At 41.5% G+C, this 26,216-nt stretch carries 24 protein-coding genes; 11 read left to right on the top strand and 13 right to left on the bottom strand.

Annotated elements, in window-relative coordinates; genetic code table 11:
• The first annotated feature begins 18 nt into the window (after nucleotides 1–18).
• The gene (locus Q9G97_RS11990; RefSeq protein ID WP_201570321.1) at nucleotides 19–318 is read left to right on the top strand and encodes a hypothetical protein; all 300 of its coding nucleotides are present in this window, start codon (nucleotides 19–21) and stop codon (nucleotides 316–318) included.
• A 137-nt stretch (nucleotides 319–455) separates the two neighbouring features.
• Here the strand turns inward: Q9G97_RS11990 and Q9G97_RS11985 are convergent, their stop codons facing one another.
• Nucleotides 456–1,892 (bottom strand): lytic murein transglycosylase, encoded by a 1,437-nt coding sequence (locus Q9G97_RS11985; protein WP_305899000.1) that lies wholly within the window; start codon nucleotides 1,890–1,892, stop codon nucleotides 456–458.
• 395 nt (nucleotides 1,893–2,287) lie between these two features.
• On the opposite strand from Q9G97_RS11985, the gene Q9G97_RS11980 reads away from it, so the two are divergent.
• Both Q9G97_RS11980 and Q9G97_RS11975 read left to right on the top strand, forming a co-directional pair.
• The gene (locus Q9G97_RS11980) at nucleotides 2,288–2,932 is read left to right on the top strand and encodes a DUF4433 domain-containing protein (RefSeq protein WP_305898999.1); all 645 of its coding nucleotides are present in this window, start codon (nucleotides 2,288–2,290) and stop codon (nucleotides 2,930–2,932) included.
• Between the two features lie 133 nt (nucleotides 2,933–3,065).
• The gene (locus Q9G97_RS11975) at nucleotides 3,066–4,145 is read left to right on the top strand and encodes a macro domain-containing protein (RefSeq protein ID WP_201570315.1); all 1,080 of its coding nucleotides are present in this window, start codon (nucleotides 3,066–3,068) and stop codon (nucleotides 4,143–4,145) included.
• Between the two features lie 35 nt (nucleotides 4,146–4,180).
• Here the strand turns inward: Q9G97_RS11975 and Q9G97_RS11970 are convergent, their stop codons facing one another.
• The 3 genes from Q9G97_RS11970 to msrA all read right to left on the bottom strand — a co-directional run bounded on the left by Q9G97_RS11970 (nucleotide 4,181) and on the right by msrA (nucleotide 6,246).
• Entirely contained in the window at nucleotides 4,181–4,906 is a 726-nt protein-coding gene (locus Q9G97_RS11970; RefSeq protein WP_305898998.1) for a DUF1499 domain-containing protein, read from the bottom strand.
• On the bottom strand, nucleotides 4,903–5,586 hold the full coding sequence (gene tmpT / locus Q9G97_RS11965) for a thiopurine S-methyltransferase (RefSeq protein WP_305898997.1): 684 nt from the start codon (nucleotides 5,584–5,586) through the stop codon (nucleotides 4,903–4,905). Before tmpT ends, Q9G97_RS11970 begins: the two co-directional genes overlap by 4 nt.
• Nucleotides 5,587–5,724: 138 nt before the next feature.
• Nucleotides 5,725–6,246 carry a peptide-methionine (S)-S-oxide reductase MsrA gene (gene msrA, locus Q9G97_RS11960; protein ID WP_305898996.1) on the bottom strand — a complete coding sequence of 174 codons (522 nt, stop codon included), beginning with the start codon at nucleotides 6,244–6,246 and terminating at the stop codon, nucleotides 5,725–5,727.
• 212 nt (nucleotides 6,247–6,458) lie between these two features.
• On the opposite strand from msrA, the gene cmoA reads away from it, so the two are divergent.
• The 4 genes from cmoA to Q9G97_RS11940 all read left to right on the top strand — a co-directional run bounded on the left by cmoA (nucleotide 6,459) and on the right by Q9G97_RS11940 (nucleotide 10,513).
• Entirely contained in the window at nucleotides 6,459–7,289 is an 831-nt protein-coding gene (gene cmoA / locus Q9G97_RS11955; protein WP_305898995.1) for a carboxy-S-adenosyl-L-methionine synthase CmoA, read from the top strand.
• Nucleotides 7,290–7,320: 31 nt separating this feature from the next.
• Nucleotides 7,321–7,881, top strand: coding sequence for a hypothetical protein (locus Q9G97_RS11950; RefSeq protein ID WP_305898994.1), 561 nt, complete (start codon nucleotides 7,321–7,323; stop codon nucleotides 7,879–7,881).
• A gap of 196 nt (nucleotides 7,882–8,077) precedes the next feature.
• On the top strand, nucleotides 8,078–9,130 hold the full coding sequence (gene cmoB / locus Q9G97_RS11945) for a tRNA 5-methoxyuridine(34)/uridine 5-oxyacetic acid(34) synthase CmoB (protein ID WP_305898993.1): 1,053 nt from the start codon (nucleotides 8,078–8,080) through the stop codon (nucleotides 9,128–9,130).
• 153 nt (nucleotides 9,131–9,283) lie between these two features.
• On the top strand, nucleotides 9,284–10,513 hold the full coding sequence (locus Q9G97_RS11940) for a DUF1176 domain-containing protein (protein WP_305898992.1): 1,230 nt from the start codon (nucleotides 9,284–9,286) through the stop codon (nucleotides 10,511–10,513).
• An 80-nt stretch (nucleotides 10,514–10,593) separates the two neighbouring features.
• Here Q9G97_RS11940 and Q9G97_RS11935 read toward each other — a convergent pair whose 3' ends face one another.
• Nucleotides 10,594–10,815, bottom strand: coding sequence for a DUF2788 domain-containing protein (locus Q9G97_RS11935; protein WP_201570305.1), 222 nt, complete (start codon nucleotides 10,813–10,815; stop codon nucleotides 10,594–10,596).
• A 332-nt stretch (nucleotides 10,816–11,147) separates the two neighbouring features.
• Between Q9G97_RS11935 and argS the strand changes: the two genes are divergently transcribed.
• From argS to Q9G97_RS11920, 3 genes are all read left to right on the top strand, one after another.
• Complete coding sequence (gene argS, locus Q9G97_RS11930; RefSeq protein ID WP_305898991.1) at nucleotides 11,148–12,980, top strand: arginine--tRNA ligase; 1,833 nt, start codon at nucleotides 11,148–11,150, stop codon at nucleotides 12,978–12,980.
• 154 nt (nucleotides 12,981–13,134) lie between these two features.
• Entirely contained in the window at nucleotides 13,135–13,968 is an 834-nt protein-coding gene (locus Q9G97_RS11925; protein ID WP_201570303.1) for an SPOR domain-containing protein, read from the top strand.
• A 148-nt stretch (nucleotides 13,969–14,116) separates the two neighbouring features.
• On the top strand, nucleotides 14,117–15,208 hold the full coding sequence (locus Q9G97_RS11920) for a PTS transporter subunit IIC (RefSeq protein WP_305898990.1): 1,092 nt from the start codon (nucleotides 14,117–14,119) through the stop codon (nucleotides 15,206–15,208).
• Nucleotides 15,209–15,291: 83 nt separating this feature from the next.
• Here Q9G97_RS11920 and Q9G97_RS11915 read toward each other — a convergent pair whose 3' ends face one another.
• From Q9G97_RS11915 to rdgB, 6 genes are all read right to left on the bottom strand, one after another.
• Nucleotides 15,292–16,260, bottom strand: coding sequence for a c-type cytochrome (locus Q9G97_RS11915; protein WP_305898989.1), 969 nt, complete (start codon nucleotides 16,258–16,260; stop codon nucleotides 15,292–15,294).
• Nucleotides 16,261–16,641: 381 nt separating this feature from the next.
• A complete protein-coding gene (locus Q9G97_RS11910) occupies nucleotides 16,642–17,472 on the bottom strand; it encodes an SDR family oxidoreductase (RefSeq protein ID WP_305900337.1) in 831 nt (276 codons plus the stop codon).
• Between the two features lie 417 nt (nucleotides 17,473–17,889).
• Nucleotides 17,890–19,167, bottom strand: a complete 1,278-nt coding sequence (clpX, locus tag Q9G97_RS11905; RefSeq protein WP_305898988.1) for an ATP-dependent protease ATP-binding subunit ClpX — start codon at nucleotides 19,165–19,167, stop codon at nucleotides 17,890–17,892.
• Between the two features lie 135 nt (nucleotides 19,168–19,302).
• Nucleotides 19,303–19,923: an ATP-dependent Clp endopeptidase proteolytic subunit ClpP gene (gene clpP / locus Q9G97_RS11900; RefSeq protein WP_305900336.1), complete on the bottom strand. Its 621-nt coding sequence runs from the start codon at nucleotides 19,921–19,923 to the stop codon at nucleotides 19,303–19,305.
• Between the two features lie 393 nt (nucleotides 19,924–20,316).
• Nucleotides 20,317–21,660 carry a trigger factor gene (gene tig / locus Q9G97_RS11895; protein WP_201570297.1) on the bottom strand — a complete coding sequence of 448 codons (1,344 nt, stop codon included), beginning with the start codon at nucleotides 21,658–21,660 and terminating at the stop codon, nucleotides 20,317–20,319.
• Nucleotides 21,661–21,972: 312 nt separating this feature from the next.
• Nucleotides 21,973–22,635, bottom strand: coding sequence for an RdgB/HAM1 family non-canonical purine NTP pyrophosphatase (rdgB, locus tag Q9G97_RS11890; protein WP_305898987.1), 663 nt, complete (start codon nucleotides 22,633–22,635; stop codon nucleotides 21,973–21,975).
• 417 nt (nucleotides 22,636–23,052) lie between these two features.
• Here rdgB and Q9G97_RS11885 point away from each other — a divergent pair, with 417 nt between their 5' ends.
• Nucleotides 23,053–23,682, top strand: coding sequence for a superoxide dismutase (locus Q9G97_RS11885; protein WP_305898986.1), 630 nt, complete (start codon nucleotides 23,053–23,055; stop codon nucleotides 23,680–23,682).
• 97 nt (nucleotides 23,683–23,779) lie between these two features.
• Here the strand turns inward: Q9G97_RS11885 and Q9G97_RS11880 are convergent, their stop codons facing one another.
• On the bottom strand, nucleotides 23,780–24,850 hold the full coding sequence (locus tag Q9G97_RS11880) for a hypothetical protein (protein WP_305898985.1): 1,071 nt from the start codon (nucleotides 24,848–24,850) through the stop codon (nucleotides 23,780–23,782).
• A gap of 47 nt (nucleotides 24,851–24,897) precedes the next feature.
• A complete protein-coding gene (locus Q9G97_RS11875) occupies nucleotides 24,898–26,058 on the bottom strand; it encodes a metal-dependent hydrolase (protein WP_305898984.1) in 1,161 nt (386 codons plus the stop codon).
• Between the last annotated feature and the right edge of the window lie 158 nt (nucleotides 26,059–26,216).

Here is a 26,216-nt window from a genome sequence, read left to right as displayed (position 1 = left end):
TCTATTGAGGAGAATCCAATGACTAACCCTAAACATGATGACTTAAGAAAAGAGATCGATGGTCTAGAGAAAACGATGCACGATGCGGATCAATTTCATACTCTAGAGGAGCAAGTTGCCGATATGAAACGCCGTGGTATAGATCCTAGTCAAGCCTATAAGGACTTAGATAGAAAGGAAGAAGATGCTGATTGGGGCGATGCAACATGGAAAGAGAATGGCAAGTGGGAGCCAAAAACGCCAGCCGATCTTGATGAAAAAGCACGTGAGAATTGGGATGGTGACAATGGTAAACCAAATCCGCCACCGATCGTCTAATTGATTTTAGTGAACTGCATCTACTAAGTTCAAAATTTAAAGTCTAAAATTAAAAAGCCTCGCTACTACTCAAAATTAACTATGAGTAATAGCGAGGTTCTTTTATGGTTGACTATATTTATGTTTAATTATAAACCTTAATCGATACGCTCTAAACGAATACTACCATCACTAGTGGGGACACGGCGATAACGGATATTGCTAGAGGGTTGAGCAGGTGAAGGGTAGGTATTCGCAGCAGGCGTAACAGTTTGCTGTTGAATCAGCTGTCCCATACGATCAGCAGAGGCTGGAACCAAAGGACGGCTATTGTTATAGCTATTGCTGACGGCATTACCATTACCAACGATAGTGCGATAAAAATTCTGTCCTGCACGACCATCAGCAGGGAAGATGCCACGGCTGGTTTGATACTGTTGAATAGCAGTGCGCGTATTGTCACCGATAATGCCATCAACACCGCCAATATCGTAGCCTGCATTTGATAAGGCTTGTTGAATATCTTTAGACTGCTGGCGACTGATACCTGGATCATTGGTTGGCCACGCGGTAACAAAGTCAGTCTTGCTACTATTCTCACTAGTGATCAAATCAGATAAATGAGCAATCGCTAGCGCATAGCTCTCTGAAGCGTTATAAGAGTAAAAAGTATCGAAGTTCTTGCCCACTAAAAACGCAGGACCGTCTTCACCTGCTGGCAGTAATAAGCCAGCACTACTCAAATCATAGGGTAGCGGACTACCATTAGCAAGCGTCAAACCTTGACCCCGCCAATGACTGATTGACTTTTTATCTTTACGGTTGGAGGCCGCCCAATAGCCATTAGGGAGCTTGACCTCATAACCCCATGGCTCACCTGAACGATAGCCACGCTTGTCCAAGAAGTTGGCGGTAGAAGCTAGCGCATCGGGTACGCTATTGACTAAGTCGCGACGTCCATCTCCATCAAAATCAACTGCCAGCTCCAAAAAGGTACTGGGCATAAACTGCGTCTGCCCAAATGCGCCTGCCCATGAGCCCGTCATATCGCTTGGGTTAATATCGCCATTTTGCACAATTTTTAGCGCATTGGCATATTCACCTTGAAAATAGCTCTGACGACGATCAAAACAAGACAAGGTTGCTAAAGACTCAAACAAAGGCTTCTTACCTAAAGTCTGACCAAAGTTCGACTCCACACCCCATACCCCAAGCACGTGCTCAGCTTTTACACCGTAGCGAGATTCAATACTACGCAGGGTATCTGCCCACTGACGCTTAGCTTGAATACCATCCTCTACGCGCTCTTTATCAACGAGCACTGATAAATAGTCCCAAATATCTTTTTGAAATTCAGGCTGATAGTTCAGCGATTGAATAACGCTAGGATCGGGCTCACTCGGACGGTAGTTATTAAAGGTATAGCTATCAACACCGCGAAACTTGCTTGAGTTCTTGAGACCATCTAAGCATTGTTGGAATTCAGAGTTTGATAGATAAGGCGCATCAGGACGAGCGGCCTGAGCGGTGCTGGCAAGAGACAAGCCAATAGCCGCGCTAAGTAGTGATAAGGTAGACAGTTTGGTCAAACGCATGAAAATATCCTATAAGCATAAGTGATAGCAAAAACGATAATAAAAGTAGAGTTCAAGATGGTTAGAATAGTTTAGAGTAACCAATATTGATAATAAAGAAAAGGCGCAGACGTACTTAGTTACTATAAGCTGACGCAAGAGTGAGGTTGGGAGTTATATATCATAGCCGTCATCAAAAATTATAATAAGTACAATGATAAGCTTATGTCAACTGATGTCGTTTGATTGGATTAAAAGGTCGCATTATTCAATATAGCGTTGCTATACTATCAATAAATGATAATGAAGACGTAAGCGTAACTTTTAATACAGAGTATGGTTTTAATAGTGCATTTGATATTAATTTGTGTTTAAAAAATCCATATGGGCTATTCAATTGTGCTTAGAGGAAATTCATGAGTTACGATTTTTTAAATGCTGAATATGCTTTGATATGGCGTATTGTGCATTGCGACAATATGCCTTGGCTTATCCAAAATGGACTTCATTGTGCCAATACAACACTTCAATCAAATAGCTGGATAACTATTGGTGATAAAGAGTTGATAGATAAACGTAGCACAAGACAGGTGCCAATCGGTAGCGGAGGTACGCTAAATGATTACGTGCCTTTTTACTTTACGCCATTTTCACCGATGTTTTATAATATTTATACAGGGTATGGTGACATCAATAAGGTAAACAACGAAGATATTATCATTTTAGTGGCTAGTCTGCACGACCTGAAAACTGATGATGTTGACTTTGTTTTTACCGATAGACATGCTTATATGCAATACGCAAATTTTTATAAAGACTTAGCGTACTTAAATAATGTTGATTGGAATATTTTACAGAAGCGTGACTTTAGTCGAGATAATAACGATCCACAAAAAAAGGATCGGTATATGGCAGAGGCGTTGATCTATCAGCATCATCCTATTGAGCAGTTGAAGGCAATTGTGTGTTATAGCGAAGCAGTAAAAGTAAAAATTCAAGGATGGTTAAATCAACATAATTCAAATATACGAGTGGTAGTAAGAAGTGATTGGTATTTTTAGTAATATATTTCACTACGCTAGTAGTGATGTCGATCAGTATTAAAAAATAGCATGAGTCTATTTTTTGTTCGCACCCATTACGGTAGCGTGGAAGTAGAATAAACATCACCCAGAAGGTGAACGGAGAGAAGCAATGATTACCTACACGACTGGCAATTTGTTGGAAGCGGATGTCGAAGCGCTGGTAAATACTGTCAATACGGTAGGCATTATGGGCAAAGGAATCGCCTTAATGTTTAAAGAACGCTTTCCCAAAAATATGCGAGAGTATGCTAAGGCATGTGAATCAAATGAGGTACAAACAGGTAAAATGTTTGTCACTAGCACTGATGAGCTGATAGGTGTTAAATGGATTATAAACTTTCCAACTAAGCAGCATTGGCGAGCCAAGTCACAGATGAGTTGGATTGAAGAAGGTCTTCAAGATTTATGCCGTTTTATCATAGAAAATAACATTGAATCGATTGCTATTCCACCATTAGGAGCAGGTAACGGAGGATTGAATTGGTATCAAGTAAAGCCTAGGATTGAACAGGCTTTGGGTGAGTTGGAAGACGTTGATATCATCGTTTATGAACCGACTCTACAATACCAGAACGTCAAAAAGCAAGCAGGTGTCAAAAAGTTAACTCCTGCTAGAGCTTTAGTATTAGAGCTAATACGTCGTTATCTTGTTATTGGTATGGACTGTAGCCCACTTGAAGTACAAAAATTGGTATATATATTAAACCGAAGTACTGCCTCTAGAAGTTCAAAAGATCCTTTTAATTTGACTTTTGAAGTCAATAAATATGGACCTTATGCCGATGAGTTAAGGCACTTGTTGAACAGTCTTGATGGGTACTATCTGAAGTCAGATAAGCGTATTGCAGACAGTAAGGCATTCGATAGTACAATTCGTTTTAATTACGACCATAAAAATGAAGTGCAAAATTATTTAGAAAATCAAGGGAGCGAGTATTTACCCATTTTGAACGCAGTTAGTGAATTAATTGATGGGTTTGAGTCGCCTTATGGTATGGAGTTATTAGCAACAGTTGATTGGTTAGTTTATGAAGAAGATATACCCCCAACACTTAGTGATATTAAGCGAGGACTAGAAAACTGGTTTCGACAGTCTAATAGCACTCAATGGGGTGAGCGTAAAGTTAAGATATTTGATGACCAATCTGTAAATATAGCGATTGAGCGTTTAGCTGGATTTAGTTATTAGTAATTAGATGTTCGAGGCTATAAAGCAAACCCTAATCACTCTCCCAAAACCACATCCAACTCTTCAATAAAGTCATGAATCCGCTTGGCGTTTTTGCCCAAGTCGCTGGCGCCAATGCGTGATTTACTACGGATGTCGACCTCACGCTTATCTCCTTGATCATTGACTCGTATCACTATATCGTCCTTAAAGCCAAACCAAGTTGTGGTATCGGTGGCCTCAATTTTACCCTTATTAACATCAGCATCTACTAAGTCCCAACCTAGATTTTTGGTTGCTTGTTCAATAGCGATAACCAGCTCAGCTTTGGACTGACTATAAGTCAAAGTCTTAAGCTCAGGGTAAGCTTGGCGCTGTTGCTCAGCACTAGCCACACCTGCATAAGTGATCGGGTTTGGCGCATCAGCGCGCAGCGGAGCTACCGCATCAAACTCAGGTGGGTTGTCAAGATCGGTTGAGATATCATGGATAGGCGGGGCGCTTGTCCCTTGTTTTAGCATAGTTACGGGTATTATTATCGCTATAGCTGAGAATATAGCGACGGTCACTGAGCTAGTCAGAGTTATTAGTTTGCGCTTGGATACTATTTGCACCACAAGGACTAGCGCTAATAATACCAGTGCGGCAATGCCTACATATACGCCATACTTAAATCCTGTAAATGCCGTGCCCAAATTAATAACACCAAATCTATGCAAAGGCCCTGATAAGGCGACTAATAAAAAAGCAATAAAACTTATTAGCACGACCAAAATTTTCATCGACTTTCTCTATTGTTTTTTAACAGCCAAACATGCTCAGTGACGCTCATATCGGGATTAGCGTTTAGCGTTGCAGACTTATCTTCAAGCTCAGTGATATTATAATAGTTGCTATAATACTGCTGTACTTGCTCACGACTAATAGAGAATGGCGGACCTGCCCATTCGTTTTGATCGTAATTTAAGGTTAATAGTAGCTGTGGAGCATTGCCACACAGCGCTATGACTTGCTCACTATACTTAACTCGCATATCAGCTGGCATAGCGATAAGTGCGGCTCGATCATAGACAGCATCTATTTGACCGATATCATCAGCACTCAGCGAAAAGATATCGCCAACCCATAAAGATATGCTAGTCGATGGGGCTTGATCTGATAGCCGTCCTACGTAGCATTTAATAGCTGGATTATTAGCATGTTCATAAATAGTCGGCGTTATATGCTGCTCGCTGAAAAAATCTTGCACTGCTGACTCTATTAACTCAGCGCCAACCACATGATAGCCTTGCTCGGCAAGCCACAGCATATCGATAGACTTGCCACACAAAGGCGCAAAGATACAACTGCCTACAGGCAATTCAAGCTCTGCAAAGTAGTTCATCAATAAAGGATTAACAGTAGCTTGATTAAAGCCAATGCGACCTTGTTGCCAGCGCGCTTGCCAAAATTCAGCATTCATACCAGATACCTTTTTATTTAAAGTCTTTTTATTTCAAGTTTCACTATCTATTCAATAGTAACGCCAAAGCGACTAAAAAAGCCAAGCGTTTTAACACTTGGCTTATTATTAAGCTTATCATTAAAGAGGTACTATGGGTTAGCTCACCATATATTTACTAAACTCTTTGCGTAATTTGGCAAGTTTAGGTGGTATTGCAAAGTTGCAATAAGCCTGACCTGGATTACGGTTAAAGAAGTCTTGATGTGCCTCTTCTGCTTTATAAAACTCAACAGCAGGGTGCACTTCAGTAACGATGTTCAAGCCCATATCACGCAATTTATTGATCGTGCGATCGACGGTTGGTTTTTGCGCCTCATCCGTGTAATAAACGATACTGCGATACTGACTGCCGACGTCGTTACCTTGACGGTCTTTGGTCGTCGGATCATGCGTGCCAAAGAACACATCGAGTAGCACCTCTAATGGCATTACAGACTCGTCAAATTCGATTTTGATAACTTCGACATGACCGCTAGTACCGCTACAGACTGCTTGATAATTAGCTGTAGATGCCGCGCCGCCCATATAGCCTGAAACGACGGACTGGACGCCTTTTAATGATAAAAATACTGATTCGGTACACCAAAAACAGCCACCGCCTAAGATAATGGTTTGCATAATTAATCCTATTATTATTGATATTCATTATTAACAAGTGGAATTAAGCAACGTTCACTAATCGTGTTAGCTAGTTAGCTTAATTTTACTTATTTAGAATAGCAAGCAAGCTAATAAACATGGGTAACAAACAGTAATGTTATAATAGGATTTTGCTAATAGTACTGCCCTCTGAAATAGTATAAAAACATTATTAAAAAATGAGCCTTTCCATGAGCCAAACTAATCCCTTATCATCGTCTACTGTGCACACTATCACTGAGCAACCAAACGCTGAACAAAACAGTGCTGTACTACATGACACCTTGTTTACCACGCCGCTCGATAAAGCCGCGCGCTTCTCCTTTGATGAGCAAGTCGTCGCCTGCTTCCCTGATATGATTCGTCGCAGTGTGCCAGGCTACGGTCAAGTGCTGGCGATGTTGCCACTCTTTGCGCGCCGTCATTGCAAGTATCGTCAACAAAACGCTGATGGTCAACGGGTTAGCCGAGTGTATGACTTGGGCTGCTCGCTTGGCGGAGCGACGATGGCGCTAGCGGGCGAGTTTGCTGCTCATGACTTACAGATAAAAGCCGTCGATATTTCACCTGCGATGACTGATGAAGCACAGAAGTTATTGAGCGATAACTATCCTAAGCATGATATCGAAGTCATCACTGCTGATATCAGGGATATTGAGCTTGAGCCTTGCGATATGGTTATTCTTAATCTAACCCTACAGTTCTTACCCGCAGCAGATCGGGTAGCGGTATTAGAAAAGATACATGCGGCATTAAGCGAAGGCGGTATTTTGGTATTGACCGAAAAGACCCATGCCTTTGATGAGCAATACGATGCATGGCTAGTTGAGCGCTATTATGACTTTAAACGCGCCAATGGCTACAGCGAGATGGAGATCAGCGGCAAGCGCAATGCGCTGGAGAACGTGCTAATTACCGATACTTTAGATCAGCATCATGAACGGCTCTCGCAAGTTGGCTTTGCGCGACATTTAACGTGGTTTCAGTTTTTAAACTTTGTGTCGATTGTGGCGTTTAAATAGGGTTTATTTTGAGAGCTAGCAAGGCATTAATATGATTCCATCTATAGCTGAACAAAATATTCACCAAGTGCTAATCAAAAAGATGAGCATACAATCATTTGAGCGATGGTTATATGAAGATGATGTATTAGAGTCTAGCAACCCTGATTTGTATTTTGAATTGATTTCTTTTGATTATAGCTCTGAAAGTAATTTCAAAAACTTCTATGATAGTTTTACGAAATACGTCCATTTTTATAAATTTGAAGCAGACCATATAGCAGAATACTTATACTCAATTATAAATAGAGATGAAGGTTGTAGCAAAGCGATTCATGAGATGTATTATTTATATTATGACGGTTATAAATTTTTTGAAAAGCTAGGGATGATATATGGAGTCTCTCTAATAGACTTTGATACTTTAATAGCAAGTGATAACTTAGACAATATCTTAGATAAATTTTATCCTGATATTATTGACGATGCTAAAAATGTATTAAGTTGGCTAGAAGAAGACAAGATTGTTTTTAAAGATGAGAGTAGTGAGTATGGTGGCTTTGAGTATGATGATTTGCGTAGTGAAGCTGAAGTTTTGCAGGGAAAGGCGTAGAGTTCAATATCTGAAAATATATGTAGCTTGGCTTACTTTTAAGAGATAAATTTGCTCATTAATAATTCTAACTAACCACTAAAAATAAATAGCCCATGACCCGCATATTTCACGACTGTTAAATAACCCAAATCTTGAGGCCAATATTTTTATATTTATCCCTTTTAAATCTAAATTAACGAAAATTGAACTATCTATGACTAACGATACTATCACCCAAGCTGAACGCGAATTATATTTAACTTTGCTGACATTAGCGCAGACGCATCCAGCCGCTTATGAGTGGTTGACGCTATTGCCCGAGTGGCTAATCGCTATTAAAGATAAGCGCAATTATGCTCACGCGCCTGCTTATCAATCTTCTGTTGCACGCCTACCGAATATTAGCGCTGATAATGTGGACTTGAATAGTGCAGCTATTACAATTAATGCGTCAATAAACAATTCTGAGCGCAAGCAAACGTTGGCGCTACTGAAGCAGCTGATGCCTTGGCGTAAAGGACCATTTCAAATCGGTAGCGATGTTATTGAAAGCGATCAAAATGAAGATAAGCAAAGTAAGCCAATAGTTATCGATACCGAATGGCATAGCGATTGGAAGTGGGATCGAGTCGCGGCGCATTTAAGTCCGCTAAAAGGTAGACGTGTATTAGATGTCGGTGGTGGTTCTGGCTATCATGGCTGGCGTATGGCTGGAACGGGTGCAGAGACCGTCATTATCATTGATCCGTCATGTTTATTTTATCACCAGTTTATGGCGATTCGGCACTTTGTCGGGTCAGCGGATGCTTATCGTACCCATTATATCCCCGTACCATTAGAAGCCTTACCTGCGTATAGTCAGCTGTTCGATACGGTATTTAGTATGGGTGTACTCTATCATCGGCAGTCGCCGTTTGAGCATTTGCAACAGCTCAAAGGACAACTGGTAAAAGGTGGCGAGCTGGTGCTTGAAACCTTAGTGATTGATGGCGATGCCAACACGGTACTCGTGCCCCATGATCGTTATGCGCAAATGAATAATGTGTATTTTTTGCCGTCAGTCGCCGCACTAATTGGCTGGCTAGAAAAGGTAGGGTTTAGCAATGTGCGCTGTGTTGATTTGGATGTGACCAGTGTGGAGGAGCAACGTGCGACCGAATGGATGACTTATCAATCTTTAAGTGACTTTCTTGATCCCAATGATAATAGCAAAACGATAGAAGGCTATCCTGCGCCAAAACGTGCCACCTTGATTGCCACTAGATAAATTAAAATTTTAGTTTTGGAGTAGAAATAGAATGCCTAATTCGGCAATGAGCGTATAGTTAATAGATGATTACTAACCAGCGTTGAGCGTGTTCTCACTACTACAATGTTACCAAATCTTAATTCACAGGATTATCTATAAAGGATCTTTGTCATGCCAAAGTTAACCCTAAAACCAGTATCAACTACCTTAGTTAGTGCAGGAGTAATCTCGTTATTGCTGGCAATAATGGGATCGAGCACTGTGCACGCTGAGTTCGATCAAGCAGATGACCCAGACAGTCCGTTTGCAGAATGGGGCTACATGAAAGACGACTGGCAACTGGTCTGTGACAATACTTTGACTTGTCGGGCAGCAGGTTATACAGATGACATGACAAGAAGCGAGAACAATAGGGCCGCGAGCCTATTATTATCGATAAAGGCGGGCGAGAAGACAGCAATAGGGCAAGTACAATTAAATAACTGGGAGGATGCTGAGCAAGAAAAGCTGGTTAATGAGCAGTTAGCGAAGACCAATTTTATGGTTGAACTATTATTAAATGGTCGATCTCACGGCATCATACAACTATCCGCTGATAGGATGGGTAAATTAAGCCAATCGCAAACTCAGCAGCTCGTTAAACGCGCCCGACAAAATACTAGCATTAAATTTAAATCAGGCGATCTATTGTGGCAAGTTTCTGACGTTGGTATGGCAGCGGTGCTATTAAAGCTTGATGAGGTACAAGGAAGAGTTGGATCGCCGTTAGCACTCGTCAGTAAAAATAGTACCACGAGGCAACAGCTTAAACCCGCCAAGTCTATCCCTAAGATTTATGCTGTAGCACCATACCCCATTTCTGAGTATGCCAGTGCAGAAGAAAAAGGCTCAGATGGGCAAAAATATTACCAGCAGCTCAGTGAGCGTTATAGTGAGCAATGGCAAGATAAAATGAGTGCTTGGGTCGCAGCATCTTTGAGCGAATCTGATAAGGATACCTGTAATATCTTAACATCAGACACCCCATGGGTAGATGAAAAAGATAAAATCTGGCGATTTATGCCTATTGATGCTAAGCATACTTTAGCCAGCTTCCCTTGTTGGAGAGCGGCGTACAATACGGGAACGGGTTATTGGCTTATTGCTAATGACTACCCTAGCAAACCTATGCTCATTACGGCTTCTGGTTCAGAATATGGTAATGGCAAGATATTCTCAGCACAAAAGGGTCGAGGTTTAGGCGACTGCTGGTCAACGCAATCATGGGTGTGGGATGGTAAAACTTTTGCCAAAACGCTTGAGCAATCAACAGGCATGTGTCGTGGTATTCAAGCGGGTGGCGCTTGGAATATGCCGACCTACGTGAGTGAAGTTATTCAACCTAATAAGTCAACAAGATAACATCGATTTTCGTCAAAAATTGTCTAATTGGCTATTGAGAGTTTAAGCTATCGTTTTATATAAAAAATATCAGCCACTCTCTAGCCGATATACCATTTTTTGAAGGCAACCTCTAACAACAGCTTGAATATAAAACCAGCAAAGCCTGCGCCTAACGCTAAGAAAATCCAAAAAGTACCCGCACGTCCTGCATCAGATTTTTTAGAGATATCGAACATAATAAACACCAATAGAGCAATAAACATTGGTAATAAAACGTATAGTCCCCAATTGGTAACGGTACTAGCGGCAATAGCAAACATATCATTATCCTATATAGTATTAATGCGCATTATCTTATAATGATGTTTTATGGCAGCGCATTATAGTAAAGCTTTGTAGCACAATCAGCAATGGGAGCTATTATAACGTAGAACCATGTGGCTATAAATGCTTGAAATTAGTAATACGAGCTAAATAAGCGGTCATACGCGACTACTAAGTCATTCTAACCTTGCTATGCTAATATCCTCTTGTTGTTGTAAATAGTCTATACCTGAGATAATTTTGCTACAGTTAGTGCAATAACCCCCAAAGGTTGTTATATTTACAGGTTATTTATATTTTCGTATTATCTATCCGAGTTTACCTTCTTATGTCACAAGCCCAAATCGATACTCTAGCCTCCATTTTTGATGCTGCCACCCAAGTCCTAAAGACACAAGGCGTGTTGCCAGCTGATTGGCAAAATAATAGCCAAATCACTCGTACTAAAGATACTAGTCATGGTGATTTTGCCAGCAATATTGCGATGACTGCGGCCAAAGCAGCCAAGTCTAATCCACGTGCATTGGCTGAAAAAATCGTTGCCGCGCTACCAGAGAATAAAGACATCCGCCAAGTCGATATCGCAGGTCCTGGGTTTATCAATGTGTTTTTGAACACTGAAGCTAAGTTTGCAGTATTGGATGACATTTTTGCTCAGCAAGATAGCTTTGGTTTAAGTGATAAGTTCGACGGTCAAAAGCTGCAAGTGGAGTTTGTCTCTGCTAATCCGACGTCTAGTTTGCATGTCGGTCATGGACGCGGCGCGGCATTTGGCATGAGTGTCGCCAATTTGCTCGAAGCGGTTGGCTATGATGTTACGCGTGAGTACTATGTCAATGACGCTGGTCGGCAGATGGATATCTTGGCGACGAGTACTTATCTGCGCTACTTAGACGCTAATAGTGAAAAAGTAGTATTCCCAGCGAATGCTTATCAAGGGGATTATGTCCGTGACATCGCCGCGACATTAAAACAGCAACATGGCGATAGTTATGTGCATAGCTTTGAGCAAGTTGCTAAAGATGTGCCTGAGGATGCTCAGTATGAGCTCAATGCAGCTGGTGACAAAGAGCTAATATCAGGTGACAAAGAAGCGCATATCGATGGGCTGATTGCCAATAGTAAAGCCTTGCTCGGTCATGATAACTACGAGCTGTTTTTAAATGCTGCATTAAGTGGCATTTTGGCGGATATCAAAGACGATTTGAACGACTTTGGCGTAAGCTATGAGTGCTGGTTCCACGAAAAGTCCATCGATAGTGAGATTGCGCCTGTTCTGCAAGTACTAGATGACAAAGGTTATCTATACGAGAAGGATGGTAATATCTGGTTTAAATCGACGGACTTTGGTGATGAAAAAGACAGAGTCGTGCGCCGTGCAAACGGTCAGACCACTTATTTTGCCTCAGATATCGCTTATCATAAAAACAAATTCGATCGCGGCTTTGATAAAGTCATTAACGTTTGGGGCGCGGATCACCATGGCTACGTGCCACGGGTCAAAGCGGCACTAACGGCCTTGGGCATTGATGAAAACCGTCTGGATGTGGTGCTGGTGCAGTTTGTCGCTCTGTGGCGCGGCGATCAAAAAGCGCAAATGTCATCACGCTCGGGCGACTTTGTGACTTTGCGCGATTTGCGTGCTGAGGTTGGTAATGATGCGGCGCGTTTTTATTATGTCGCGCGTAAGCCCGAGGTGCATATCGATTTTGACTTAGAGCTGGCCAAATCACAAAGTAAAGACAATTTGGTTTACTACATTCAGTATGCTCATGCCCGTGTCTGCCGAGTGCTTGAAAAGCTAGAATCTTGTGGCCTTAGCGTTGATGATAGTGTGGGTGCACAGCATCAAGAGCTACTGATTGCCAATAGTGAAGAGGAGCTCATTAAGCTATTAGCCGCTTATCCTGCGACGCTAATGCGAGCTGCGACAGGCTATGAGCCACATATATTGACTAACTATCTCAAAGAGTTAGCAGCCCTGTTTCATGGTTGGTATGATGGCAATCGTATTTTGCCTATGAGTCTTACCTCAGGTGAGACCCCAAGCGCGGATGAGCTTGAGCTGATGCAAGCCCGTTTGCGTCTATCCAAGGCGGTCAGGCAAGTAGTGGCTAATGGACTTAATTTACTCGGCCTATCAGCACCTTCTAGTATGTAATTGTAATTGATAGCTATTGAAAAACACAGGCTTTAGCTCGATAAAGGGTTTTGAGGCGGCAATAGCGTTAACCTTATAAATGTTATTGCAAATCGTCTAATATCATAAATTAATAGAATGCAAAATCAACATTTTGGTAGGGAGAATCTGATCCATGTTGGCCAAAAAACCTAAAGGCGCGACTCAAAAGCGCAAGACCAGTAGTGTCTCAGGCTTATTATGGATGTTTGTAGGGGCTATCTTGACCCTTATGATCGGCGTGTTTTTGTATTTATCACCACTATTTGACTTTAGCCCCGCAGGCGAGTCTGAGACTGATCGTGATCGGCAAGTTGAGCCACGGGTCAATACTGATGTCGATAATGGTGATTATGAGTTTTATGATATCTTGCCCAATCAAGAAATGGCGACAATACCTGATGAGGCTATTGGCAATTCAAATAGCGAGCAGATAGGTAATATTGAAGCCTTTGAGCCAGATGTAGTGATTACTCAGCCTGAGAGCACTGCTAATAATAATGATCCAGGTAATTTTGGTATCTCCGAGAATACGACTATCGAGCCTACTCGAGGCGCACCAAATAATGCTGGTAGCGGCAATGCCAGCGCTGATAATGATATCGTCATTGTAGAAGAAAACACTACTTATGACGGTACTACGCCTAATAGTAACAGCAGTACCACTAACGCTGGTAGCACCGTAACTCGACCCAATAATGCGACTGCCACAGTACCAAAACCTGCCGCTGCTACTACTTATATTTTACAGATAAATAGCTTTGGCAATGCGGATGAAGCCGATCGCCGCCGTGCGCAAGTACTGATGGCTGGGGTTGATGCCAGAGTAATCAAAAATACGACAGGTAGCGGTGCGCCTATTTATCAAGTTATCTCACGTCCGATGAATAATCGGCAAGTCGTGACCAACGCCCAGCAACGCCTGCAAAATAATGGTATCGACTCAATTATCGTTGAGCAGCGTCGTTAAAATAGAATCAGGTATAAAAAGCGTCAACAAGGCGCTTTTTTTATGCTCAAATATTGATGATTATCTGTGTTATATTTTGAATTACCGAATTAGTAAATGACTAAGCGATAAGTTCTAAAACTCAAATTATTAGACAAAGAGTACTCTAATGACGACTGCTATTTCTACACCACCACCTAGACCTATTAAGGCATTTTTTCAAAAATACTTTATTGATGCTTTTACAGGTATGGCATTAGGACTATTTGTCACCTTAATTGCAGGACTTATCATCTCACAAATCGGTGGTTGGTTGAATTTGCCAGTATTGGTCTCGATTGGTAAGCTGGCATCTGTGCTCATGGGTGCAGGTATCGGTGTTGGCATCGCTTATTATCTAAAAGCACCGACGCTAGTGATGCTTAGCTGCTTAGTCGCAGGGATGCTAGGCGCGCACTCTGAAGCACTAATGGCGGGCACTTTATTTATCCCGCAAGAGGCAGGTCCAGCAACGTTTTTAGCATTGCCAGGTAACCCCATCGGTGCGTACTTAGCCGCTGTATTTGCTTATCGCGCAGGTACTTGGGTAGCGGGCAAGACTAAGCTTGATATCCTGCTAGTGCCTTTATTCGTATGCGCAGTCGCTTGGGCGGTCTGTGCGCTGCTCAATCCGCCAGTAGTCGCAGCTGTTAACGCTATTGGTATCGGTATTCAAGCCGCCACTGAGCTACAGCCCTTATTAATGGGTATAGTGATCGCAGTCGTAGTGGGTATTTTGTTGACGCTACCAACCTCTAGTGCCGCTATTTGTATCGCTATTGGTTTGGGTGGTGTAGCAGGTGGGGCAGCAGTAGTCGGCTGCGCAGCACATATGATCGGCTTTGCTGTCGCTAGTTATAAAGATAACGGCGTGAGTGGTGTCATATCCCAAGGTTTAGGCACGAGTATGCTGCAAATACCCAACGTCCTTAGAAAGCCGATAGTCCTATTGCCCGCCGTGATTGCCAGCGCTATTGTCGGACCGATTGCTACCGTCGTCTTTCAATTGGCTTGTACAGCTACTGGCGCAGGTATGGGTACGGCAGGACTAGTCGGGGTGTTCGGAGTGATTGAAGCCTCTCAAGAGCTGATGGGTGTCACTGAATTATGGACTGCGATCATATTATTGATGTTCGTACTACCTGCTATTATCGCGGGAGTAGTTGCCTATATTATGCGCCGTATGGGTTGGCTCGTCGCTGGTGATATGAAGTTGCCATAATTAGCTTATGTTCGATAAGTAAAAGCCCAGCTAACTTATATTAGCTGGGCTTTTTTATAGCTGAATTTTAATAGGTTTAATAATTAACGACGGACATCTTTCGGTGCATCACCATTTGGCCAGTCTTTATCTTTATTGGCTTTTACGGGACGTGGGAGCTGAGTGAAGTAGCCTGCAATATCGACCGCTTCTTGATCGGTCAGCGTATTACCTTGACCAAAGGGCATCTTGCCTTTAATAAAGCTGGCAGCGGTATAAGTACGTGCCATACCAGCGCCATCGTTAAAGGACTTGTCGCCAGCAACCGCTGGGAAAACGTAAGTGCCGTCATCATTATATTGACCTTCACCGTCAGCGCCGTGACAGACGCTACATTTTTCAGCAAATAGCTTTTCACCATTGACAGTATCTGGCTCTAATGACTTATCCACTTTGACAAAACCGCGACCTTCTGGTGAGACGCCATAAGGCATATCTTTTGATAACCAAGCCATATAAGAGACCATAGCATTCATATCATCTGATCCTAAATCTAACGCAGTACCATTCATAGACCGCTCAAAGCAGCCATTGATACGTTCTTGAATAGTGTTGATACGACCTGCACGAGTACGATAAATAGGATAAATACTTGGCATATTTTGCCATGGTGCGGCAAAAGCTTCTGAACCGTTGGCTAAGTGACAGCTAGTACAATTGAGCTGATTGCCGACATTATCAGGTAGCTCTTTATAAGTATGATTGGCGATTTGCAAGCCACGCCTTACCGCCGCACCGTACTCATCATCTGGGATAGTAGATTCGTCTGGCATTTGAATCGTAGGTTTTGCTCCAGCAGTACTGCCAGTAGCTGCACCTGCAGAAGCTTCAGTAGCCGCTGGCATATCATTCTTTAATTGCTCAGCACGTGCCTCAAGCCCTTGTACGCGAGCTATCGCTGCCGCTTCCTCAACCCGATCAACCGCTTGTATATTTTGCTCATTGCTACAAGCGCTGGCAGCGAGAATAGCCAATATAAGAAGAGAGGGTTTGGCTAGTGAAAAAGATTTCATTGTCATATCCTTATGATAATAAATAATATGTAAACACTTGGTAGTGTGCTACTTTACTAAGTAGTTTTGACAGCTCTTTGTTTGAGAATATCTATAATTTATGACTGATATTAACAGCACTAAATGCTTAGAATGACCAATTGTAGAAGAAGTAAGTATAGGTTTATTTGAATAAACCTATCTACAAAATGGCAAAAGTAAAGACAGTAAAATCATCGATTTTCAATTGTTATTATATCAAAAAATAAGATATAAAATCCTGTAATGTTGTCTCATTTAACAATCATACAACCAATAGGGGCGCTCAAACATTGTCAACGTTTGAGCGCCCCTATTAATTTAACTGGCTTAAGCCTATAAAGTATTAACAAAAATTATAACTCAACGCTTAGTTTTGAGCCTACGAGCAATTTTAGTTGCGCGATAAAGAACCGTTCCATAATTTGAGGGAAAAATGCGTTGAACGGCATCTATTACTTTGGCGTCATTACCTATTAAGCAGCGCGACTGGTCATTAGCAGCAGCTTGTAGGATAACCCAAGCGGCATCATCCGCATCGAATTTTAAAAATTTATTAAAGCTTCTGATAGCCTTGTCACCTGTACCCATACCCAGCTCACTGATACTATCATTACCCCGCGCACTATTAGCGATGTTGGTTTTTATACCGCCTGGATGGATACAAGTCGCCGAAACTCCGCAGCATTGAATGTTTAGCTCTTGGCGCAGACTTTCAGTAAAGCCGCGCACCGCAAACTTGCTAGCATTATAAGCCGACTGCGAGGGTTGAGCGGTCAGACCAAATAGGCTCGATATATTGATAATATGACCGTTTTCTACAGCGCCATCGGCTTGGCTTTGATTAACACTATTCTTTATCAGTGGTAAAAATGCTTTGGTGCCATATACCACACCCCAAAAATTAATGTCCATCACCCATTCAAGCTCGCTGATGCTACTGCCTTCAACAGTAGAGTACAGCGCCACACCTGCATTGTTAAAGATAAAGTTAACCTTGTTATGATCTGCCATCACACTATTCGCCCACTCATAAACCGCCTCTTTATCAGCCACATCAAGTACGGTAATAGTAGTTTTGATATCATAATCCACTAGCATTTCTTGCGTTTGCGTAAGCTCCTCTGGGTTGATATCTGATAAGGCAAGATGACAGCCCATCTTTGCTAGATGAATAGCCAAGGCGCGACCCATACCTGAGCCTGCGCCAGTAATAGCCGCCACATGATCTTGGTAAAAGGGCGCGATGTCTTTAGTTGCTACTGATGTAGTAGGTAAATGCTGGCGTAGTGACGCGCTGGTGGCAGCTAGTGTTTTTAGCATGATAAACCGTTCCTGTTTTGCTAATAATTTATAATGACAAGTTACTTTTAGAGAGTTGCTTTTAATGAGCTACTTTGATAATAATTTACCTTAGCATGATTTCCAATAGCGGTTATCAGGATTAATAAACGCGGCTGTCACTTTCTAAAAAGTATTTTGCAATCTGATTCATAAAATTATGAGCCATAAAAAAAGCGTCTAACATTATAAATGTTAAACGCTTTTACTGCTTTACTGTCAACGTGTTGCTATCAAAACCACATAGACTAACTATGTGATTTGGGCAATCTATGCAATTTTAGGTATTTCACCTTCGTTAATGACTTTTTCATCGACCGTAACGGTTTTGGCGTCTTTCATTGAAGGTAGCTCGTACATCGTATCTAACAAGACGTTTTCAACGATAGAGCGAAGACCACGCGCCCCTGTTTTACGCTCCATAGCTTTTTTGGCGATGGCATCGAGCGCTTTATCGGTAAAGGTAATCTTAGCGCCTTCCATATCGAATAGATATTCGTACTGTTTGACCAAAGCGTTTTTGGGCTCAGTCAATATCTGTACTAAGGCTTCTTCGTCCAACTCAGTCAGCGCGGCAAGTACGGGCAGGCGTCCGATTAGCTCTGGAATGAGACCAAACTTAATCAAATCCTCAGGCTCGACTTTTTGCAGCAGATCTGAGCTACGCTTGCTATCGTCTTTTGAGCTGACATCCGCATTAAAGCCAATACCTGTTTTTTCAGTACGCTGCTGAATGACTTTATCAAGTCCTGCAAACGCACCACCAACGATAATCAGAATATTGCTAGTATCGACTTGGATCAGCTCTTGCTGGGGATGCTTACGGCCACCATGCGGCGGAATAGCAGCAACAGTACCTTCGATAAGTTTTAGTAGAGCTTGCTGGACGCCTTCACCTGATACATCACGAGTAATAGAAGGGTTCTCGCCTTTTTTACTGATCTTATCGATCTCATCAATATAGATAATGCCTTGTTCAGCTTTACCAACATCGTAATCAGAGGCTTGTAATAGCTTTTGTACAATGTTTTCAACGTCTTCACCAACGTAACCTGCTTCGGTCAGCGTGGTTGCATCAGCCATAGCAAAAGGGACATCAAGCAGGCGCGCTAACGTCTGTGCTAGTAACGTCTTACCAGACCCTGTTGGGCCAATCAGTAGGATATTACTCTTAGATAATTCGACCATAGCTTCGTCAGCGCCGATCTTGGCTTTTTTACTATCACGAGCTAGTGTCTGACTGACTTTTAGGCGCTTATAATGGTTATAAACCGCAACGGACAGTGCCTTTTTTGCCGCGTCTTGACCGATGACATACTCATCTAATTTAGCGCGTAGCTCTTTTGGCGTTGGTAGCTTTTTATTGACCCACGAAGTGTCTAATTCGCTATCAGAATCGTCATCGTCTGTGTCGCTATCAGCGATTAAATCTGTGCATAGCTCAATACATTCATTACAGATATTGGCATCGTCAGCCGCGATTAACTGTTTAACTTCTTTTTTGGCTTTACCGCAAAACGAGCAATGCGGGGTTTTATCTTCTGCCATATATCGGCACTCCTGATTTTTAAAGCTAATAATGTTTAGAGCTAATAGTGTTTAAAGCTGAGCAAACTTAGTATCAACTCAGTAATCGCGCTCAAAATTGAGCGCTTTACAGATATAGTATAGGTGACTACTAAATTATATTTTCAGCTCAGCAGGGCGACGCTCTAATACTTCATCGACCAACCCATAATCTTTGGCAGCCGCAGCGCTCATAAAGTTATCGCGATCAGTATCTTTTTCTAAGCGCTCAACAGGCTGACCAGTATGCTCAGCCAATAGACGATTAAGCTTAGCTTTTAGCTCAATAATTTCACGAGCATGAATCTCGATATCTGACGCTTGACCACGGAAACCGCCTAAAGGTTGATGGATCATAACGCGTGAATTGGCTAGGGCATAGCGTTTGCCTTTAGCACCAGCGGACAATAGGAATGAACCCATAGAAGCCGCTTGACCTAAGCAAATCGTCGATACGTCAGGCTTGATGAAGTTCATCGTATCATAAATGGCCATACCTGCTGTGACCACACCACCTGGTGAATTGACATATAAATGGATATCTTTATCAGGGTTCTCAGCTTCTAAAAATAATAACTGCGCCACAATCAAATTGGCCATATTATCTTCAACTTCGCCCGTCAAAAAGATAACGCGCTCGCGTAATAGGCGCGAGAAAATATCGAATGAGCGCTCGCCACGAGCAGACTGTTCAACAACCATAGGAACTAAAGCATTATGGGGAGCTGTCTGTGACATGCTTTGAGCACCTTGAGCATTGTGGGCACTCATTAGCGTATCAAAATGCGGATTGGAGGTAATGCGATCATAATCTGTCATGGAAAAATCCTATTAATAATGCAAAGGTATAATATAAAAATAGATGAGCTAAAAAGCTAATTATCAGTCATTTATTCATGCATCGGTTTTTAGATAATAAAGTTAAGAATATAAGTGCCGTAATAGTAACTTTTTTATTGGCACCTAGTAAATACTTACCTTACAAATGATAATTTATTCCCTATTAATAGGGCGTGCCTACTCATTTATCAAGGGTGAAAGCAGCAAACAGGCAATAAAAAGCTAGAGTAAAAATGCCCCAACAATATTTGTTGAGGCATCATATGAAAAGCTAGTAGCGAATAGCGCTTATTACATTGCTTGCTGCTGCTGTTGCTGCGCAGCTAAGAGGTCTTGATAGCTGACTTCTTTGTCAGTTACTTTACCTTGATCAATCAGATAATCGACGACTTGGTCTTCTAATACTACTGACTCAATGTTCGCACGTTGTTGCTTGTCATTGGTATAGTATTCGATGACTTCACTTGGATCTTCATAGTTCTCTGACGCTTCTTGAATGAACTTCTCAACGCGCTCCTGATCGACTTCTAAGCCTTTGGTATCGATAACACGGGCAACAATGATACCAAGACGGGCCGCACGTAATGCTTGCTCTTCGAACAGCTCATTAGGTAGCATGTCTTTATCGAAGCTATCAGCGCCTGCGCCGAACTGCTGAGAGAAGCGTTGCATCATCATACTACGCTGACGGTCAATCTCTTGCTCTAGCATAGCGTTTGGCACGTCAAACTCGTTCTTCTCAAGTAGCGCATCAAAAGTCGCTTGCTTAACTTGGCTACGAGATGCGCTTTTGATCTCGCGTTCCATGTTTTTGCGTACGTCTTCTTTTAACTTATCAACGCCGCCCTCTTTAACACCGAACAGCTCTAGGAACGCATCATCGATCTCTGGTAATTTAGACTTTTCAACTAACTTAACGTTGATTTTGAACTGTGCTTCTTTACCAGCAAGCTCTTCTGCTTGATAGTCTTCTGGGAAAGTCACATCAATAACTTTTTCTTCGCCAGCTTTCATGCCTTTGATACCGTCTTCAAAGCCTGGAATCATCTGATTGCTACCGATGACTAGTTTGAAGTCTTCTGATGAGCCGCCATCGAATTTTTCACCATCGATTGAGCCTTCAAAATCAAAGGTCACTTGATTGTCTTTAGCTGCCATGCCTTTTTTCTCTACAAACTCTTCACGCTGTTTTTGTAGATTTTCGATCATGGTGTCGACATCAGCATCAGCGACTTTAGCAGTATGACGCTCAACTTCGATCTCATCGATACCTTGGACGTCAACTTCTGGGAAGATCTCAACCGTCGCTTGGTAAACTAAGAAGTCATCTTCAAGCTTAACGTCATCGATATTAGGCATGCCAACCGCACGGATATCTTCAGATTTGATCGCTTCAAATACGGTGTCGCGAATCACATCATTGATCACTTCTTGTTGAATACCAGCGCCGTATTGGCTACGGATATGTGACATAGGCACATTGCCTTTACGGAAACCATCAATCTTGGCAGTCTTAGCCACTTGGCGAATACGACCCTCGACTTTGTTTTGGATTTTTTCGACGGGTACTTTTACGGTTAGCTGAGTTTCTTTATTAGACAGCTTGTTGGTTGTGACTTGTAAATCTGTTGCCATGTTAATTACACCTTTAGAATGAAAATGTCAGACAATCGTGTACTGAGCTCAGATCTCTATGAGCAGATTGCCATTAGAATGAATGGGGGATATCAAAAGCCTGACAGTGCAGATAGCAGTATCAGGCTATAAATATCAATAAATAAAGCGCCAAAATGTCTGATTCGTAGATAAGCGCGACAAATGGTAGCTCATAATAAAATTTTAAAAGTAGATTAGTATAATCTATCTACCAATTAAAGTAAAAGTTATCTATCCGCTTGGCTTTAAGATAAAAGTAAAAAAATGCAAAAAACACCACTTTTAAATAAGTTAGGCTTGCAATTGCTGCAATAATTGCCTGATAGCTTGTCCGCGATGACTGATGTTGTTTTTATCATCTGCGCTAAGACTAGCAGCGCTCGCCTGCAGATCTGCTAACCAAAACAGCGGATCATAACCAAAGCCGCCATCGCCATGTACTTGCTCCAAGATTTCACCTTGCCATAAGCCTTGAGCGATAACCGGTAGTGGATCATCAGCGTGCCGCACCATTGCTAACACGCAAACGAACATTCCTTTGATAGGTATATCTGTATTGTTAGTCCGATTTTGCGCACGGATAGGCTGTAAGTCTGCAATCAGTTTGGCGTTATTATTGGCATCATTGCCATGCTCACCAGCATAGCGCGCGGAGTAGATGCCAGGCGCATTACCCAGTGCGGGCACGCATAGTCCTGAATCATCTGCGATAGCAGGCAATTCGCTGATACGGCTGGCGTGACGGGCTTTGATAATCGCGTTTTCTACAAAGCTTAGACCATCCTCGATAGCGTCCTCGATATCGAGCTGACCTTGTGGAATAATCGTGACATTCAAGTTAGCATCAGTGAATAAGCGCTTAAATTCTGCTAGTTTGCCTTTATTGTTACTAGCCAAAACCCAATCTTGCTTGAATATATTGTTAGCTTCATACGACTGTTGAGAGGTATACATAAAAGTTAAGCCCATGATTTAAAGTAAATAGTTTTATTTTTGTTTTGGATAAATTTTAGGTGTTGTAAGATGGGGTAAAGCTATAACATTCGGTAACGGATAATAGACAAGATTATTGTTATACTAATTGGCAAGCTACAGTGAATTATAGCTTATAGCTTGTAAATTAAAAGTTAACAATATGCAACTTACCTTCGTTGTTGATGAATATTGATAGATATTACCAATATTTAACGATAACATCATTAGCTAAGTTGTTTTTAGGTTGTCTATTTACTTTATAGCAAAGTGTATCGCTTTAACTGGTACTTTGCTCATTCACTAATAATAAACTCAGCCAACTTAGCCTAGTATTTTATAGTTATTATTTTATAATACCTATATTATAAAGGGCTAAACAGCAAGGATAAAATAACTATGTCAAATATTACTTTACCAGAATTACCTTATGCAAAAGACGCATTAGAGCCACATATCAGCGCTGAAACGCTAGAATATCACCACGACAAGCATCATGCGGCTTATGTTAATAAGTTGAACGACTTGCTACCAGGCTCTGGTATGGAAGACAAAACCCTTCCAGAAATCATCGAAGCGACGTCTAAAGATGACAGCAAGCAAGGTATGTTTAACCAAGCGGCACAAGTTTGGAATCATACGTTCTACTGGAACTGCATGACGCCTGAGAACGGTGGCGGCGAACCTACTGGTGATCTAAAAGGCAAAATCGAAGAAGACTTCGGTAGCTATGATAAGTTCCGTGAAGAGTTCAAAAACGCAGCATTGACTCAGTTTGGTTCAGGTTGGGCATGGCTAGTCGCTGATAAAGTTGGTGGCACACTATCAATCGCAAAAACAGCTAACGCTGATACGCCATTGGCTCATGACCAAGTAGCGGTATTGACTTGTGATGTATGGGAACATGCATATTATATCGATTATCGTAACCGTCGTCCTGATTATGTCGATACGTTCCTAGACAAGCTAGTGAACTGGGACTATGCGAACGCAAAATATAAAGGTCAAGATGCTGGTGTTGAAGAGTAAATAACTAGGTTTTTGATTGATAAAAAAGGAAGCTGAGAGGCTTCCTTTTTTTGGTTTGAGGGCTTATGAGCTAATTACTAAAAATTGAATTTATTAATTATTCTGAATCATTGAAAACTAAATTTCTATAGGCTTTGGTAAAAGTGAGTATATGTAGATCTTTATTATTACGTCTATTCTTAGTAATTTCAGGCTCAATTTCATCCCACGTATTAATAATTATTTGCATATACTCTTTACCTCCAACTCTATTGATAGTTCCACAATGCAAAAAGTCTGATAGTTGATCTGGGTGTATGTGTCTTTTTCTAAACCAAAAGAAACCTGATGTTAGGGAGCTTCTCTCACATTGATAGACTAAATCTGAACGACTAGCCTTAATATTAATTGCTTTTTTTTGCTCTAAGAAATCTAGAGTTTCCCAAATTTGAGGCAATATTTGCTCTAACCTGACTATTGGTGGTGGATGAGAACCTGTTACTTCTGAATTTAAATCTGACATTCCCAAACCATGCATTTTGTAGATTGCGCAAGATATACCAGTAACGAATGTTCCTATAGTTTCTTTCAATTCATTAAATTCGAAGTGTCTAATTAATTCAGATATACAAGCCTGAATCGCTTCAAAATCTGCGGCAAGCTCCAAAACATGATGTATATTGGCAGCTTTTCCTTTTAAGGATTTAGAATTATCAATGTTGAACTCTTCGTATTCTGAATATTCATTACTGTTGAGTAGACTATTAAGGATGTAGACATGTTCCTGATTGAGATGCGCTAGTTCGTGAAAGTAGACCCAAGTTAGAGCGCTTATAAACATATTTTTTCTATAGTCTTTCGGTTCAAAATTAGTAGGTAGTATTGATTTATCCAAATGATTCTTGAAGAAAAAACTAAATAATTCATTGTCAAATCCGCTTTCAATATAGGTACAGTATTCATCAATAGCATGATATATCTGAAGTGCTAATCCGTAGTTGATAGTGATGATATCAACTGGTGGTTCATTTAATTTAGACTTTGGTATAGCTGAAGCATTGAAAGCATCACACCTTTTCCATAAAACCGATAAACTTGAGTTAGGTTTAGCATACAAACTTTCATTTAAATCTTTAGTAATGGTTTTAATTATACTCTCTGCAAACTGAACTATCTCAAAGTCTTCCATGCTCTTAACCTTGTCTGAATTTATTTTGATATTTTTCATATTGAATGTTATTTACCATCAACCAACTCCCAACCACCATTCTCATCAATGACCGACTCATCAAACACTCTTTCAAAGCCTTGCTTTATCAATTCAAAGCGTGACGGCTGAGGTTTATTGTCGATAGTAATCACTGGCGCGTCTATCGGTTCAATCGCTTGCCATTCTGAGTTTTGAGCATCTTTATTCGCTAATACAAAACTAAAGAAAGCCGTATCGCCTGCCATCATCCGTAAATCATCAACGACCAATTGTGTACTTTTTTTATCAGAGTTATCAGCAAGCGTTTGCGTTCGATACCCTGTCCATTCCCCAGAGAACCAATCCAGCCTCTTTGCATAGGGCTGGCTAGCGCTTGGTAAATTTGCATTTAGCCTAGTCGAATTATTGTATTGAGTCAGATAACGATATTCAGGCAAACGCTTATCTAAAACACTACCACGCAGCTCAATAAATCTATTTTGCTTATCTTCTGCGAGAGTACGCCACATCAGGATAGTCGGTAATACAGGCATAGTTTTGATACGGACGATATTATCAATATTAGCCGCTGCTAAGGTTTGCTCGGCTTTATCTTGTGCATGATATTTTAGACCTAGTGATAGTAGTAAATAGCTACTACTTACCATAAGCATTATTACTGCCAAACGCTGAAAATTCGCTAATAAACCCTGTTTAAAAACACTAAGACTACGCCCTTTTACTAGTCCAAAGATCATCGCAAAAAGCAGCGGCAAAGTGTAAAGCGGATCGATAATAAATATTGAGGCGATACTGATAGGAGTAATTTGCAAGGGGTCTTGTAACGGCCAAAATAGCTGAGTGCCATAGACCGTGAAGCTGTCTAAAATTGGATGGGTAGTGAGCGCCAAAGTCATCGCCAGCGCTAAGCGTTTACCAGAGTAGGGCAAAGGCATGTCACGCCATCGATGGTAACGGGTGATTAGCCAAGAGCCTAATGTTCCCACTATAGTCAAGACAATTAGCGAATGACTAAAGCCGCGATGATAAGTCATGTTGCTGACAGGATCGCCATAACGAATAAGCACATCCAAATCAGGTAAAGTTCCGAGCATTGCGCCATATAGATAGGCTTTACGGCCTTGATATTTACCGAGTATTGTCCCTTGGACGCTGGCACCTAAGACGATTTGACTGAGTGAATCCATAGGTTTGAGTTGGCTCTTTTAGAATGGGAAATTTGCGGTATTTCGTAGCGTGGGTGGTAATCCTGAAAAGCGTTAAAAAATTGCATTGCAATTTTAGCTTTGCAAGGGAAATTCTTTAAATAGAATTTCCGTAAATATTTCGAAGAATGCAAAGTCGC

Origin of the sequence: Psychrobacter sp. M13 (assembly GCF_030718935.1) — a bacterium.
GTDB classification, from domain to species: Bacteria; Pseudomonadota; Gammaproteobacteria; order Pseudomonadales; family Moraxellaceae; genus Psychrobacter; species Psychrobacter immobilis_G.
The sequence above is the reverse complement of the archived record's forward strand: the minus strand, read 5'-3'. Positions and strand labels throughout refer to the sequence as shown.

What these genes read in the sequence shown, in the direction of transcription:
- Q9G97_RS11990 (WP_201570321.1), top strand. Translation starts at nt 19, where the DNA reads ATGACTAACCCTAAACATGATGACTTAAGAAAAGAGATCGATGGTCTA.
- Q9G97_RS11985 (WP_305899000.1), bottom strand. Translation starts at nt 1,892, where the DNA reads ATGCGTTTGACCAAACTGTCTACCTTATCACTACTTAGCGCGGCTATT.
- Q9G97_RS11980 (WP_305898999.1), top strand. Translation starts at nt 2,288, where the DNA reads ATGAGTTACGATTTTTTAAATGCTGAATATGCTTTGATATGGCGTATT.
- Q9G97_RS11975 (WP_201570315.1), top strand. Translation starts at nt 3,066, where the DNA reads ATGATTACCTACACGACTGGCAATTTGTTGGAAGCGGATGTCGAAGCG.
- Q9G97_RS11970 (WP_305898998.1), bottom strand. Translation starts at nt 4,906, where the DNA reads ATGAAAATTTTGGTCGTGCTAATAAGTTTTATTGCTTTTTTATTAGTC.
- tmpT (WP_305898997.1), bottom strand. Translation starts at nt 5,586, where the DNA reads ATGAATGCTGAATTTTGGCAAGCGCGCTGGCAACAAGGTCGCATTGGC.
- msrA (WP_305898996.1), bottom strand. Translation starts at nt 6,246, where the DNA reads ATGCAAACCATTATCTTAGGCGGTGGCTGTTTTTGGTGTACCGAATCA.
- cmoA (WP_305898995.1), top strand. Translation starts at nt 6,459, where the DNA reads ATGAGCCAAACTAATCCCTTATCATCGTCTACTGTGCACACTATCACT.
- Q9G97_RS11950 (WP_305898994.1), top strand. Translation starts at nt 7,321, where the DNA reads ATGATTCCATCTATAGCTGAACAAAATATTCACCAAGTGCTAATCAAA.
- cmoB (WP_305898993.1), top strand. Translation starts at nt 8,078, where the DNA reads ATGACTAACGATACTATCACCCAAGCTGAACGCGAATTATATTTAACT.
- Q9G97_RS11940 (WP_305898992.1), top strand. Translation starts at nt 9,284, where the DNA reads ATGCCAAAGTTAACCCTAAAACCAGTATCAACTACCTTAGTTAGTGCA.
- Q9G97_RS11935 (WP_201570305.1), bottom strand. Translation starts at nt 10,815, where the DNA reads ATGTTTGCTATTGCCGCTAGTACCGTTACCAATTGGGGACTATACGTT.
- argS (WP_305898991.1), top strand. Translation starts at nt 11,148, where the DNA reads ATGTCACAAGCCCAAATCGATACTCTAGCCTCCATTTTTGATGCTGCC.
- Q9G97_RS11925 (WP_201570303.1), top strand. Translation starts at nt 13,135, where the DNA reads ATGTTGGCCAAAAAACCTAAAGGCGCGACTCAAAAGCGCAAGACCAGT.
- Q9G97_RS11920 (WP_305898990.1), top strand. Translation starts at nt 14,117, where the DNA reads ATGACGACTGCTATTTCTACACCACCACCTAGACCTATTAAGGCATTT.
- Q9G97_RS11915 (WP_305898989.1), bottom strand. Translation starts at nt 16,260, where the DNA reads ATGAAATCTTTTTCACTAGCCAAACCCTCTCTTCTTATATTGGCTATT.
- Q9G97_RS11910 (WP_305900337.1), bottom strand. Translation starts at nt 17,472, where the DNA reads ATGGGTCGCGCCTTGGCTATTCATCTAGCAAAGATGGGCTGTCATCTT.
- clpX (WP_305898988.1), bottom strand. Translation starts at nt 19,167, where the DNA reads ATGGCAGAAGATAAAACCCCGCATTGCTCGTTTTGCGGTAAAGCCAAA.
- clpP (WP_305900336.1), bottom strand. Translation starts at nt 19,923, where the DNA reads ATGTCACAGACAGCTCCCCATAATGCTTTAGTTCCTATGGTTGTTGAA.
- tig (WP_201570297.1), bottom strand. Translation starts at nt 21,660, where the DNA reads ATGGCAACAGATTTACAAGTCACAACCAACAAGCTGTCTAATAAAGAA.
- rdgB (WP_305898987.1), bottom strand. Translation starts at nt 22,635, where the DNA reads ATGTATACCTCTCAACAGTCGTATGAAGCTAACAATATATTCAAGCAA.
- Q9G97_RS11885 (WP_305898986.1), top strand. Translation starts at nt 23,053, where the DNA reads ATGTCAAATATTACTTTACCAGAATTACCTTATGCAAAAGACGCATTA.
- Q9G97_RS11880 (WP_305898985.1), bottom strand. Translation starts at nt 24,850, where the DNA reads ATGGAAGACTTTGAGATAGTTCAGTTTGCAGAGAGTATAATTAAAACC.
- Q9G97_RS11875 (WP_305898984.1), bottom strand. Translation starts at nt 26,058, where the DNA reads ATGGATTCACTCAGTCAAATCGTCTTAGGTGCCAGCGTCCAAGGGACA.